Annotated in this window: 15 protein-coding genes; 11 read left to right on the top strand and 4 right to left on the bottom strand. The window is 62.7% G+C overall.

Going from position 1 to position 12,535, the window contains the following annotated elements; genetic code table 11:
- Positions 1-115 precede the first annotated feature (115 nt).
- Positions 116-814 carry a B12-binding domain-containing protein gene (locus FJV83_RS12250; RefSeq protein ID WP_032930649.1) on the top strand — a complete coding sequence of 233 codons (699 nt, stop codon included), beginning with the start codon at positions 116-118 and terminating at the stop codon, positions 812-814.
- 84 nt (positions 815-898) lie between these two features.
- On the opposite strand, the gene FJV83_RS12245 is transcribed toward FJV83_RS12250, so the two are convergent.
- On the bottom strand, positions 899-1,036 hold the full coding sequence (locus tag FJV83_RS12245; protein WP_019858698.1) for an entericidin A/B family lipoprotein: 138 nt from the start codon (positions 1,034-1,036) through the stop codon (positions 899-901).
- Between the two features lie 54 nt (positions 1,037-1,090).
- On the opposite strand from FJV83_RS12245, the gene FJV83_RS12240 reads away from it, so the two are divergent.
- Positions 1,091-1,720, top strand: a complete 630-nt coding sequence (locus FJV83_RS12240; RefSeq protein WP_142885295.1) for a DUF1638 domain-containing protein — start codon at positions 1,091-1,093, stop codon at positions 1,718-1,720.
- 10 nt (positions 1,721-1,730) lie between these two features.
- Here FJV83_RS12240 and FJV83_RS12235 read toward each other — a convergent pair whose 3' ends face one another.
- Positions 1,731-2,651 (bottom strand): NAD(P)-dependent oxidoreductase, encoded by a 921-nt coding sequence (locus tag FJV83_RS12235; RefSeq protein WP_095772945.1) that lies wholly within the window; start codon positions 2,649-2,651, stop codon positions 1,731-1,733.
- A gap of 153 nt (positions 2,652-2,804) precedes the next feature.
- Here FJV83_RS12235 and FJV83_RS12230 point away from each other — a divergent pair, with 153 nt between their 5' ends.
- From FJV83_RS12230 to FJV83_RS12205, 6 genes are all read left to right on the top strand, one after another.
- A complete protein-coding gene (locus FJV83_RS12230) occupies positions 2,805-3,380 on the top strand; it encodes a DUF4893 domain-containing protein (protein WP_142885294.1) in 576 nt (191 codons plus the stop codon).
- 86 nt (positions 3,381-3,466) lie between these two features.
- Positions 3,467-4,249, top strand: a complete 783-nt coding sequence (locus tag FJV83_RS12225) for a formyl transferase (RefSeq protein ID WP_142885293.1) — start codon at positions 3,467-3,469, stop codon at positions 4,247-4,249.
- Between the two features lie 201 nt (positions 4,250-4,450).
- Complete coding sequence (locus tag FJV83_RS12220; RefSeq protein ID WP_095772947.1) at positions 4,451-4,753, top strand: virulence factor; 303 nt, start codon at positions 4,451-4,453, stop codon at positions 4,751-4,753.
- Positions 4,746-5,360, top strand: coding sequence for a methylenetetrahydrofolate reductase C-terminal domain-containing protein (locus tag FJV83_RS12215; protein WP_095772948.1), 615 nt, complete (start codon positions 4,746-4,748; stop codon positions 5,358-5,360). The genes FJV83_RS12220 and FJV83_RS12215 overlap by 8 nt, the downstream gene beginning before the upstream one ends.
- Positions 5,357-6,448: a methylenetetrahydrofolate reductase gene (locus FJV83_RS12210; RefSeq protein WP_095772949.1), complete on the top strand. Its 1,092-nt coding sequence runs from the start codon at positions 5,357-5,359 to the stop codon at positions 6,446-6,448. Before FJV83_RS12215 ends, FJV83_RS12210 begins: the two co-directional genes overlap by 4 nt.
- An 81-nt stretch (positions 6,449-6,529) precedes the next feature.
- Complete coding sequence (locus FJV83_RS12205; RefSeq protein WP_095772950.1) at positions 6,530-7,504, top strand: methyltetrahydrofolate cobalamin methyltransferase; 975 nt, start codon at positions 6,530-6,532, stop codon at positions 7,502-7,504.
- A gap of 79 nt (positions 7,505-7,583) precedes the next feature.
- On the opposite strand, the gene FJV83_RS12200 is transcribed toward FJV83_RS12205, so the two are convergent.
- On the bottom strand, positions 7,584-7,844 hold the full coding sequence (locus FJV83_RS12200) for a hypothetical protein (RefSeq protein WP_095772951.1): 261 nt from the start codon (positions 7,842-7,844) through the stop codon (positions 7,584-7,586).
- 71 nt (positions 7,845-7,915) lie between these two features.
- Between FJV83_RS12200 and FJV83_RS12195 the strand changes: the two genes are divergently transcribed.
- From FJV83_RS12195 to FJV83_RS12185, 3 genes are all read left to right on the top strand, one after another.
- Positions 7,916-9,985 (top strand): ASKHA domain-containing protein, encoded by a 2,070-nt coding sequence (locus FJV83_RS12195; protein WP_095787430.1) that lies wholly within the window; start codon positions 7,916-7,918, stop codon positions 9,983-9,985.
- Between the two features lie 188 nt (positions 9,986-10,173).
- Complete coding sequence (locus FJV83_RS12190; RefSeq protein ID WP_027046953.1) at positions 10,174-10,359, top strand: hypothetical protein; 186 nt, start codon at positions 10,174-10,176, stop codon at positions 10,357-10,359.
- A 231-nt stretch (positions 10,360-10,590) separates the two neighbouring features.
- A complete protein-coding gene (locus tag FJV83_RS12185; RefSeq protein ID WP_095772953.1) occupies positions 10,591-11,547 on the top strand; it encodes an alpha/beta hydrolase in 957 nt (318 codons plus the stop codon).
- A gap of 21 nt (positions 11,548-11,568) precedes the next feature.
- On the opposite strand, the gene FJV83_RS12180 is transcribed toward FJV83_RS12185, so the two are convergent.
- Positions 11,569-12,468 (bottom strand): LysR substrate-binding domain-containing protein, encoded by a 900-nt coding sequence (locus tag FJV83_RS12180; RefSeq protein WP_010910020.1) that lies wholly within the window; start codon positions 12,466-12,468, stop codon positions 11,569-11,571.
- Between the last annotated feature and the right edge of the window lie 67 nt (positions 12,469-12,535).

Raw genomic sequence — 12,535 nt, 5'->3', positions numbered from 1 at the left:
CTTTTGCGGGAAGTCGCAAATCAGCTATGGATAGCCGCCCGTTGCGGGTTAGGTATGAACGCTAATATTTTGTGCCTTGCGACACAGTCGCGATGCCGTGAGGAGCTGGATAAAAATGTCCGACGACGAGATCATCCTTTCTGAACTTTCCGACGACGAGTTGGTGCAGCAGATGCACGACGACCTTTATGACGGGTTGAAGGAAGAGATCGAGGAAGGCACACGCATCCTGCTGGAGCGCGGCTGGGCGCCCTACAAGGTGCTCACCGAGGCGCTGGTCGAAGGCATGCGCATCGTCGGCGAGGATTTTCGCGACGGCATCCTGTTCGTTCCCGAGGTGCTGCTGTCCGCCAACGCCATGAAGGCCGGCATGTTCATCCTGCGTCCGCTGCTCGCCGCCACCGGCGCGCCGAAACAGGGCAAGATGGTGATCGGGACCGTCAAGGGCGACATCCACGACATCGGCAAGAACCTTGTCGGCATGATGATGGAAGGTGCCGGCTTCGACGTCATCGACCTCGGCATCAACAATGCGGTCGAGAAATATCTCGATGCGATCGAGCAGCATCAGCCCGACATCATCGGCATGTCGGCGCTTCTGACCACGACCATGCCCTACATGAAGGTCGTCATCGACACGATGAAGGAAAAGGGCATTCGCGACGACTATGTCGTGCTGGTCGGCGGCGCGCCGCTCAATGAGGAATTCGGCAAGGCCGTCGGCGCCGACGCCTATTGCCGCGATGCCGCGGTGGCGGTCGAGACCGCCAAGGACTTCATGAAGCGCAAGCACAATGTCCGCGCTTCGGCCTGACCCAAGGCATCAGGATGACCGATAAGAAAAGCCGCGCCTTGCAGCGCGGCTTTTTTGTTCCCAGATGATGGGAAAGGCTGCCGATCAGTTGGCGACAGTGTCTTTGACTGCCCTTGCGGTCGATTTGACATCCTTGCCGACACCCCGAATGGTGTTGGCGCAGGCGGTGAGTGCAAGTGCGCAGGCAAGGATGGCTATCGGCGCGATGCGTAGCAGTTTCATGGATGGTGTCTCCCTCGACAGATAAATTAGCCCCGCAGCGAAAGCCTGATCGACTTGGTCAAGACGCAAAAAACGAAACCGAATCAAACAGACAGGTTGCTTGTCATCGCCTGTGGAATGATTGCGCGTGAGGTATTGGCCGTCAAGGAACAGCTCGGGCTGGATCACCTGGAACTGACCTGCCTGCCGGCAGAGTTTCATTTTTATCCCGACCGCATCGCACCCGCCATGGACAAGGCGATCGAGAAGGCCAAGACGGAGGGGTACGAGCACATCTTCGTCGGCTATGCCGATTGCGGCACAGGTGGCCTGCTCGACCGCGTCATCGAGAAGCATGGCGTCGAGCGCATGGCCGGCCCACACTGCTTCGCCTTCTATCAAGGCATGGAAACCTACGCGAAGATCGCCGACGACGACATGATGTCCTTCTACATGACGGACTTCCTGTGCCGCCAGTTCGATGCCTTCTTCATGAAGCCGCTCGGCCTCGACAAGCACCCGGAGCTGATCAAGGACTATTTCGGCAATTACGAAAAGCTGGTCTATCTGGCCCAGACCGACGACCCGGAACTCGACAAGGTCGCGGAAAAGGCCGCCGCCCTGCTCGGCCTTGCCTATGAGCGGCGCGCGACCGGCTATGGCGACCTGACGGCGGACTTGGCGCAGGCGGCGAAGGTCGCCTGAGCGCAATGCGCTAGGCGGCCTCCTCCGCCCTCAGCGCCGCCAGCACATCGGCAAAACTCGTCTTACAGACAAAGCCGAGCCTCTCCCGCAACCGCGAGGCATCATAGACGCGGTCGATGGAGGAAAACATCGTCCAGCCTTTTTGCGCGTACAGCGCCGGAAAATCCGGGAAATAGCGCGCGGCCACCGACGGCGCATCGGCGATCAGTTCGGCGCAATCATCAGGCCGGAACGGCGTCGGCGCACAGACGATAAAGATGTCGAAGCCGAGCTGTGGCGCCTTCTCCAGCGCAGCGACATGAGCTTCCGCCGCATCCTCCACCGTCAGCCGCCGGAACAGCAATTCATTCGCCTTGGTGTTGGCGTCAGACTGTTCGATCGCATGCGCCATGTCGTCGGCTTCGGGAAAGAACCGGGCCGTGCGCAGCACGACCACCGGCAGGCCATGCTGCAGATGATAGAGGCGGCAGAGATGTTCGGCCGAAAGCTTGGTCACGCCATAGATGTTGCGCGGCTCGGGCGACATCGCCTCGGTCAGCCAGGCGGCCTTGCGCGCACCGCCCTTGAACCCGTCGCGTATCGCCTGCGAGATCATCAGCGAGGTGGTCGAGGTGAAGACGAAGCGCTGCACGCCGCTCGCCACCGCGGCGTCGAGAAGGTTAAGCGTGCCTTGCACGTTGGTGGCGACGAAATCGCTGTTGGCGCGGCTCTCAATATTGGGCTTGTGCAGCGCGCCGCTGTGAATGATGGCTTCGATTCGGTTGTCCCCGACCGCCCGCATGACCAGATTGCGGTTGGCGATCGAGCCGATCATCTGCGTTTCCACCGAAGGAACAGGGTCGAGGCCAATCACCTCATGGCCAAGCGCGCGCAGGCGCGGCGCCAGCGCGCTGCCCAGCCAACCCGACGATCCCGTGAGCAAGATTCGCATGCGTCACACCATGATTTCTGACGGCGACGCTGTTAAGCACGGATGACAGGCGCGGGCGACCCGATAAAATCAGCCATCGACCGGCAACGGCGCCGTTCCAGACATTAACTGCCATTTTTGTCGACTGCATTTTAGAGACTCAGGGAGTTCCAGATGATCGTTCGTCCCCTTTTTGCCGCCATCGGCCTGCTCTGCTGCACCCTGCCCGCTCTTGCCGACGGCCAGGTGCAGAAGCTGATCACGCCTGCCGACAAGGTCCGCCTCGACGAATATGGCGAGACGCGCAAGACGGCGCTCGCCGAGGCGAAAGCGGGCGGCCCGGCCGAGGTCAAACAACTCGATGCCTTGCTGGCCAAGCCGCTGGTGTCGTTCTCCGACAAGGACCTGACCGGCAGCTGGAAGTGCCGCACCATCAAGGCAGGCGGTTTGAGCCCGCTCGTCATCTATGGCTGGTTCAAGTGCAAGGTGACCGACGATGGTTCCGGCTGGCGGCTTGAAAAAATCAGCGGCTCGCAGCGAACCCAGGGCCACTTTTTCGACGATGGCGAGAAGCGCGCCATCTATCTCGGCTCCGGCTCCGTCAACAATGATCGGGCAAAACCTTATGGCAGCGGTCCGCAAACCGACCAGGTCGGCTATGCCTTCCGCACCGGTGCCAGCGAATGGCGCGTCGAACTTCCCGCGCCCTACTACGAATCGAAACTCGATATCATCGAGTTCAAGCGCTGAGTGCGGTCATCAAGATTTAACCCCATTCCGGCACAAATCAAGCCAGCATGCGGCAGCCGGCCGCGTGCAAGGCAGGAAAGCGGGCCATGTCTTCACCGGTTGGAGCCAGCGCGTCGATCGTCGTCGTGACCGGCGGCGGCCAGCATGTATGGGCCATGATCAACGCAATTGCCGATCGCGTTGGTCCTGTCAGCGTCATCCTCGAAACCCCTGAATCCAAAAAGCAATTGCTGCGTGGTCGGGCTCGCCGCCAGGGCTGGGTCTCGGCCATGGGCCAGCTTGGCACGATGGTGCTGAGTAGGTTGGGCAAGCGGCTGCGGGCCGGCCATAGCGCGCGATTGATTGCCGAGGAGAGACTGGAGGTTGAGCCGCGACCAGGCCAGGAGATCATCCAGGTGGCCTCGGCCAATGGGCCTGAGTGCCTGCAGGCGATCCAGAAGATCCAGCCAGGCGTCGTGCTGCTTAACGGTTGCCGACTGATCTCGGCTGAGATGCTGCGCAAAATGCCCTGCCCGGTGCTCAACTACCATGCGGGCATCACGCCGAAATATCGCGGCATGAATGGCGGCTATTGGGCCCTCGCATCAGGTGATGTGCAGAATTTCGGCACGACCGTCCACCTCGTCGACGCCGGCGTCGACACTGGCGGCGTGCTGAAGCAGGTGCGCGGCAGACCGGAAAAAGGCGACACCATCTCAAGCCACGCGCTGCGCCAAACGGCGTTCTCGCGCGATATCTGCATCGAGGCGGTCAGCGATGCCCTGGCCGGAAAACTCACGACTTTCGATCCCGGCCTGCCTTCCAAACTATGGTATCATCCGACGATCTGGTTCTACCTCTGGACCGGCCTCAGAACCGGAATCTGGTAGGGTCTCATCAGCCCGGAGCCGCACAGGGCTAGACGGCTTTTCGGCACGCCGACGCTCCGCCGGTGCGCCCCGCGAACGAATTAACACGCCTTTCATTTTACGACATTGCAATGCGTCGCTTTTGAATGCGCGCGCGTCGTCCCATAACAAGCGGCTCCATTGCGCATCCGGCAATGCTCTGAGATCGAGGAGCGAGAATTCATGGCCGATCTTATCGTCGTCTACTGGCGCGACATCCCTGCCCAGGTCATCGTCAAGAAGGGCCGGCAGAATGCCAAGCGCGAGCTGCCGCTGCGCTTCACCGAAGCCATCGACATGTGCGCCATGCGCACCGGCGCCGGCGGCACCGACGACTATCTGGCCGAATGGCGCAAGGCCGATCCGGTTCCTGTCGGCGACGATCTCGAAACCGAGGTCGAAAAGGCTTTCCAGGACCTCGATACGAAATATGACCGAGAGAGATTGGTCGCTCTGGTCAAAGCGGGCGGCAAAGAAAATGTCTGAGACCACTCCTGTCAAAAACGATGGGCCGACGGTTACCCAGGCCACCCTGGTCAAGAAGGCAGCGCCGAAATCCGACTACAAGCCGGCCGACGTGTCGCCGCAGCGACGCGTGCAGCGCTCCTTCGCGGTGAGACTATGGTCGATCCGGCATTCGCGCCTGCTCGAATGGTTCTATTCCCGTTTCGCCGACATGTTTCTGCTCCTCCACCCTCTGTGGAAAGGCATCGGCTACGGTCGCGTCGAGGCTCCGATCAAATTCGTCGAGAAGCGCGTCAAGGGTTTCATGTTCGACTGCCGCATGTGCGGCCAGTGCATCCTGTCTTCGACCGGCATGTCATGCCCGATGAATTGCCCCAAGCAACTGCGCAACGGCCCCTGCGGCGGCGTGCGCGCCAACGGCAATTGCGAGGTCGAGCCCGATATGCCCTGCGTCTGGGTCAAGGCCTGGGAAGGCTCGCAGAACATGGTCAACTCCGACAAGATCCTGGCCGTGCAGAAGCCGGTCGACCAGTCGTTGCGCGAGACCTCCGCCTGGCTGCGGGTCACCGCGCAGGCGGCCGCCGCCCGTGAGACCGCGGCCGCGCCAAAGACCGGAGCCGCCACATGAGTGCCCGTCAGCGCGACGAGAACCCGGCCGGCATTCACCTGCCGCTCGACCCCCTGCCCGGCCATTCGTCCCGCGGCCGCCTCGAGCGCGTGTTGCGGCGCGGTGAATTCGCCGTGACGACCGAGCTCAATCCTCCCGACAGCGCCGATCCCGAGGACGTCTACAACAGGGCCAAGATCTTCGACGGCTGGGTCGACGCCATCAACGCCGTCGATGCCTCCGGCGCCAACTGCCACATGTCCTCGGTCGGCATCTGCGCGCTTTTGACCCGCATGGGCTATGCCCCGATCATGCAGATCGCCTGCCGCGACAAGAACCGCATCGCCATCCAGGGCGACGTGCTGGGCGGTGCTGCCATGGGTGTCGCCAACATGCTGTGCCTGACCGGCGACGGCGTGCAGGCTGGCGACCAGCCCGGCGCCAAGCCGGTGTTCGACCTCGATTCCATGTCGCTGCTCGAAACCATCCGCATCATGCGCGACAACGGCAAGTTCCTGTCCGGCCGCAAGCTGACGACGCCGCCGCAGGTCTTCCTCGGCGCTGCCGTCAACCCGTTCGCGCCGCCCTTCGACTTCCGCCCGATCCATCTCGGCAAGAAGATCGCCGCCGGCGCGCAGTTCGTGCAGACGCAGTATTGCTTCGACGTGCCGATGTTCAAGACCTTCATGCAGAAGGCGCGCGATCTCGGCCACACCGAAAAAGTGTTCGTCCTGTGCGGCGTAGGCCCGCTCGCCTCGGCCAAGACCGCCAAGTGGATCCGCTCCAACGTGCCGGGCATCCACATCCCGGATGCCGTCATCAAGCGGCTGGAAGGCGCGCAGGACCAGAAGAAGGAAGGCAAGCAGCTCTGCATCGACATCATCAACGAGGTGAAGGAAATCCCTGGGATCTCGGGCGTCCATGTGATGGCCTACCGCCAGGAGGAATATGTCGCCGAGATCGTCGATGAATCGGGCGTGCTCAAGGGCCGCCAGCCCTGGAAGCGCGAAATCCGTCGCGACGACCAGATGGTTGCCGACCGGCTCGACCACATCCTGCACGACGAGATTACCGAAACCCAGGTGGATATGGTCAAGACCGCGCATTGATCCGCGCGGAGGACCACCATTCGCTTGATCGAGAAGAGATAACGATATAAAGAACTCTTTATATCACGACGGAGAGATTTCATGACCCGGACCATCGTTGCCTCGGCGACACGAGAAATCATCATCGGCTTCGACCAGCCCTTCTGCGTGATTGGCGAGCGCATCAACCCGACCGGCCGCAAAAAGCTCGCCGCCGAGATGGTGGCCGGCAATTTCGAGACCGTCATCAAGGACGCGCTGGAACAGGCCGCCTGCGGCGCCACCATGCTCGACGTCAATGCCGGCGTCACCGCCGTCGACCCCAACGCGACCGAACCGGCGCTGCTGGTGCAGACGCTCGAGATCGTCCAAGGGCTCGTCGACCTGCCGCTGTCGATCGATAGCTCGGTCACCGCGGCGATCGAGGCGGCGCTCAAGGTCGCCAAGGGCCGCCCGCTGGTCAATTCCGTCACTGGCGAGGAAGAAAAACTCGAAGCCATCCTGCCATTGATCAAGAAATACAACGTCCCGGTCGTCGCCATCTCCAATGACGAGACCGGCATTTCGATGGATCCGGACGTGCGCTTCGCCGTCGCCAAGAAGATCGTCCAGCGCTGCGCCGATTTCGGCATTCCCGCGCACGACGTCGTCGTCGACCCGCTGGTCATGCCGATCGGCGCGCTGGGTGACGCCGGCCGCCAGGTATTCGCGCTGCTGCGCCGCCTGCGCGAAGAGCTCAAGGTCAACACCACCTGCGGCCTGTCCAACATCTCCTTCGGCCTGCCGCACCGCCATGGCATCAACGCCGCCTTCATCCCGATGGTGATCGGCGCCGGCATGACGAGCGCCATCATGAACCCGGTGCGTCCGCAGGAAATGGAAGCCGTGCGCGGCGCCAATGTGCTCAACGGCACCGACGAGAACTGCACCAACTGGATCAGGACCTACAAGGACTACAAGCCGGCCGAAGGCGGCCATGCGGTCGCGGCGCCGACGCAGGTCAATGCGCCGGGCGACGGCGCTGCCAACGGTGGCCGCCGCCGCGGCGGCCGTGAAGCCCGCATGGCTCGGGGGTAAGCGCGCAATCGTGAACCGGACTGCAAACCACGCTGGACCGATCGCATCATCGATGCGGTCGGACGCGCCTGCGTTGCGGTCAGGCGACGCCCAATATGGCGTCGAACAACGCCATTCCCGCCCACGATCCGAATATGCCTGTCACGCCGCCTATGACGAAGTCATCGTCATAGGCGGGCCACAGCCCGTGCAGCAGCAGCACCGCGACGATCGCGCCGAGAATTCCGGTGGCCAGATATTGCGGATTGCGCAGCCACGGCCCCTTCAGCACCCGCACCATGGTAAAGGCGGTAAATATGCTGGACAGCAGGAGATCGGACATGATTGGCCTCTGGACCATCAGACACTCCGCCCAATAATGAAACGATCCGTTAAACGGTATCGACAATCCCTTCCGAGACACGTGTACGCATGAACTCGCCTGCCAACATTACCGATCCACTCGTGCTGTTCATGCCGTCGGGCAAGCGCGGGCGGTTTCCTGTCGGCACGCCGGTGCTCGATGCCGCGCGCCAGCTCGGTGTCTATGTCGAGAGCGTGTGCGGCGGCCGCGCCACGTGCGGGCGCTGCCAGATCGAGGTGCAGGAAGGCAATTTCGCCAAGCACAAGATCGTCTCCTCCAACGACCACATCTCGCCCAAGGGACCGAAGGAAGAGCGCTACGAGCGCGTGCGCGGCCTGCCTGAGCGGCGCCGCCTCTCCTGCTCGGCGCAGATCCTCGGCGACCTCGTCATCGACGTCCCGCAGGACACCGTCATCAACGCGCAGACCATCCGCAAGGATGCCGACACCAGGGTGATCGCCCGCGATACGGCGATACGCATGTGCTATGTCGAGATCGAAGAGCCCGACATGCACAAACCGCTCGGCGACCTCGACCGGCTGAAGATCGCGCTGATGAAGGATTGGGGCTTCAAAAACCTCGAATTCGATTTCTACCTGCTGCCGCAGGTGCAAGGCATATTGCGCAAGGGCAACTGGACCGCGACCGCCGCCATCCACAAGGATGCCGACAGCGACATCGCGCGCGTCATCGCCTTGTGGCCTGGCCTCAAGAACGAGGCCTACGGGCTGGCCTGCGACATCGGCTCGACCACCATCGCCATGCATCTGGTGTCGCTCCTGTCGGGCCGAGTCGCCGCCTCGTCCGGCACCTCGAACCCGCAGATCCGCTTCGGCGAGGATCTGATGAGCCGCGTCTCCTATGTGATGATGAACCCGGACGGCCGCGAAGGCATGACGGTGGCCGTGCGCGAGGCGATCTCCAGCCTCATCGACAAGGTGTGCGCGGAGGGCAATGTCCAGCGCAACGACATTCTGGATTCCGTATTCGTCGGCAATCCGATCATGCACCATCTGTTCCTCGGCATCGATCCGACCGAACTCGGCGGCGCCCCCTTCGCGCTCGCCGTCTCGGGCGCGGTGCGGATCAAGGCCTCCGACATCGGCCTCAAGCTCAACCAGGGTGCGCGCCTCTATATGCTGCCCTGCATCGCCGGCCATGTCGGCGCCGACGCGGCGGCGGTGACGCTGTCGGAAGGCCCGCATCGCCAGGACGAGATGATGCTGATCGTCGACGTCGGCACCAATGCCGAGATCGTGCTCGGCAACCGTGCGCGGGTCGTGGCGGCCTCCTCTCCGACCGGTCCGGCTTTCGAAGGCGCCGAAATCTCCGGCGGCCAGCGTGCCGCGCCCGGCGCCATCGAACGCGTGCGCATCGATCCCGACACGCTGGAGCCCAAATACCGCGTCATCGGCTCGGAACTGTGGTCCGACGAACCGGGCTTCCTGGAAAGCGTGCAGGCGACCGGCGTCACCGGCATCTGCGGCTCCGGCATCATCGAGGTGGTGGCGGAAATGTATCTTGCCGGCATCATTTCCGAGGACGGCGTGGTCGACGGATCGCTGAGTGCACGCTCGCCGCGCGTCACCGCCAATGGCCGCACCTTCTCCTATGTGCTCAAGGAAGGCGAGCCGAAGATCACCATCACCCAGACCGACGTGCGCGCCATCCAGCTCGCCAAGGCCGCACTCTATGCCGGCACCAAGCTGTTGATGGAAAAGCAGAATACCGACCATGTCGACCGCATCCACTTCGCCGGCGCCTTCGGCTCCTTCATCGATCCGAAATACGCCATGGTGCTGGGCCTGATCCCCGATTGCGAGCTCGACAAGGTTTCCGCCGTCGGCAACGCCGCAGGTGCTGGTGCGCGCATGGCGCTCTTGAACCGCGGCTATCGCCGCGAGATCGAGGAGACGGTGAGCCAGATCGAGAAGATCGAGACCGCGCTGGAGCCGAAATTCCAGGAGCATTTCGTCTACGCCATGGCGCTGCCCAACAAGGTCGACCCGTTCCCGAAACTGTCGGCGGCCGTGAAACTGCCGCCGCGCAAGACGGTGAGCGAGGACGGCATCGCCGGCGACGCCACGCCGCGCCGGCGCTCGCGCGAAGGCCACGCGGCGAGGCGTGGCCGCGAATAGACGCGACCTTCACAGGCCGTCTCCAACCTCAAACTCATTTGCATGCAAATGTTTCCGGATCGACCGATCCGGAAACCGAAACACTGTTTTCGCGAAATCCATCCGATACATGGCAGGCGCATTTACCCCGCATCGAACGGCGGCCGAAGATATTCCTCGGTCGTCGCCGTTCTTCAAGGGAGATGAAAATGTCGATGTTCGAAAATCTCGGCCGCTTCGGTGTGACCATCAGGCAGAACCACGCCAGGAACAAGGCGATCCGCGCGCTGAACAGCCTGCCGGCGCATGTGCAGAAGGACATTGGCTGGCCGGCATCGCCGCCCAGCGATCCGCAGGCCGCGCTCACGTCGCTGCTTCTGGGCACGGCGCGCTGATGACCTTTGCCGACAAATGCGAATTGCTCGGCAGGCGCCGGGGATCTCGGAAATCCCCCGTCGCCACCAGCAACCGGCTGCGCGCGGCCCTTTTGCCGCGCCGCTGACGGCGGCGCGGATCACACCGCCGTGTGGACAGAGCGCAAATCTTGACATTTCGGGCGAGCGTACGATCTTCGGAAATAGTGGAGGTTTCTCTTAGTCGGCTGCAGCCGAAGTTCGTGTATCCGCATGCCAAGTTTCAAAAGCCACATCGTGTCCTTCGTGCTCAGGTACAGCCGCAAGAAGGCGTTTGCCAGCCCGGAAAACCTGAAGCGCTGGATCGCGGCCGCACGCAAGACCGAGGATCACCATCCGCCGGCCTCGCTGCATCAGCGTTTCGACATCCAGACGCGCACCGTCGACGGCTTTCCCGTCTACGAAATCGCCCCAAGAGGTGACGAGCAGAAGCGGATTCTCTACCTGCATGGCGGGGCCTATGTCTTTGAAATCACGCCCTATCACTGGCACCTGATTGCCGACATGGCCGACCGGCTCGGCCATGGCATCACGGTGCCGATCTATCCCATCGCCCCGGAGCACGATTTTCACGCCATGTTCGGCATGGTCGGCGACGTCTATCGCCAGATGCTCGACGAGACCGAGGCGGAAGACATCGTCTTCATGGGCGATTCCGCCGGTGGCAACATGGCGGTGGTGCTGACCATGATGGCCGCGGAAGAAGGCTTGCCCCTGCCCTCGCACCACGTGCTTATCTCGCCCGGCCTCGACATGTCGCTTTCCAACCCCGATCTGTTCGAGGCCGAGCGCAACGATCCCTGGCTCGGTATTCCCGGCGGTCTCGAAGCGATCCGGATGTACAGCGCCGGCATCGATCGCAGCGACTGGCACATCAGCCCGATTTACGGCGACCTGTCGGTGCTGCCGAAAACGCTGCTCTTGACCGGCTCGCGCGATCTCTTGACGCCCGACAATCTGATCTTCGCGCAAAAGGCGCGGGAAGCGGGTGTCGAGGTTGATGTCGTCCACGAGGAAGGCATGTTCCACGCCTGGCCGTTGATCGACATGCCGGAATCGCGACGTGCGCGACAGCGCATCGTCACGTTCCTCGGCGAGAGCCGCTCACCGGTCAGGCAAGACAGGAAAACGAGGTCTCAAGCGCCCTCCGCCGAGGCGGCGGCGGAGTAGCGCTTTCGATCCGGCGACAGATCAGAACTTGCCGGTTTCCCGGAACACTTCGAAGGTCGCGCGGATGTGGTCGGCGACGGCCTTGACCGGCGCGCTGGCGTCCGGCGCCACCACCATGGCGAGGTTGTAGGTGCCGATATCGGGCATGCCGTCCTTCGGGCAGAGTTCGACCATATCGTTGCCGAGGAATGATCGCGGCAGCGGCGCGACCGCGAGGTCGGCCATGATCGCGGCACGCTGGCCTGCCGTATGCGCGCTCATATAGGCGACGCGGTAGTTGCGGCCCTCGCGTCCCAGCGCTTCGAGCGCGCCGGCACGCCAGGCGCAGCCCTCTTCCCACAGCGAAACCGGCAAGGGCTCGCGCAGATGCGCGCAGCCGCCCTTGGCGCCTGCCCACACGATCGGCTCGGTCAAAAGCACTTCGGCGCCGAGTGCGCTGGTCTTGTAGGAGTTGGTCAGAAGCGTGATGTCGAGCGCGCGGTCGTCCATGCGCCGGCGCAGATTGCTGCTCTGGTCTATGGTGACGTCGACGGCGATCGAGGGATGCGACTGCGCGAAACGCTTCAGCACATGCGGCAGCACGCGCTCGCCGTAATCATCCGGCGAGCCGAGCCGCACCACCCCGACAATCTCGGGAATGATGAACTTCGACACCACCTCGCGGTTGATCGACAGCAGCCGGCGGGCATAGCCGAGCAGCATCTCGCCGTCCGTGGTCAGCGATACGGAACGCGCATCGCGCGCGAACACCGAACGGCCGAGAATGTCCTCCAGCTTCTTGATCTGCATGGAGACGGCGGACGGTGTGCGGAAGACGGCATTGGCGGCGGTGGTGAAGCTGCCGGTCTCGGCAATCGCCACGAAAGTGCGCAAAACGTCGAGATCGAGGAGCGGCAGCGGATGATTGAGCGGGGCGTTCATGGGAAGCGACCTTCAATTTTTCTGATACAAAGCATCATTCCATTTCGTTTGATTGAACACCGGATCA

Origin of the sequence: Mesorhizobium sp. WSM4307 (assembly GCF_007003945.1) — a bacterium.
Classification (GTDB): Bacteria; Pseudomonadota; Alphaproteobacteria; order Rhizobiales; family Rhizobiaceae; genus Mesorhizobium.
This window is presented reverse-complemented; position numbering and strand designations above follow the sequence as displayed.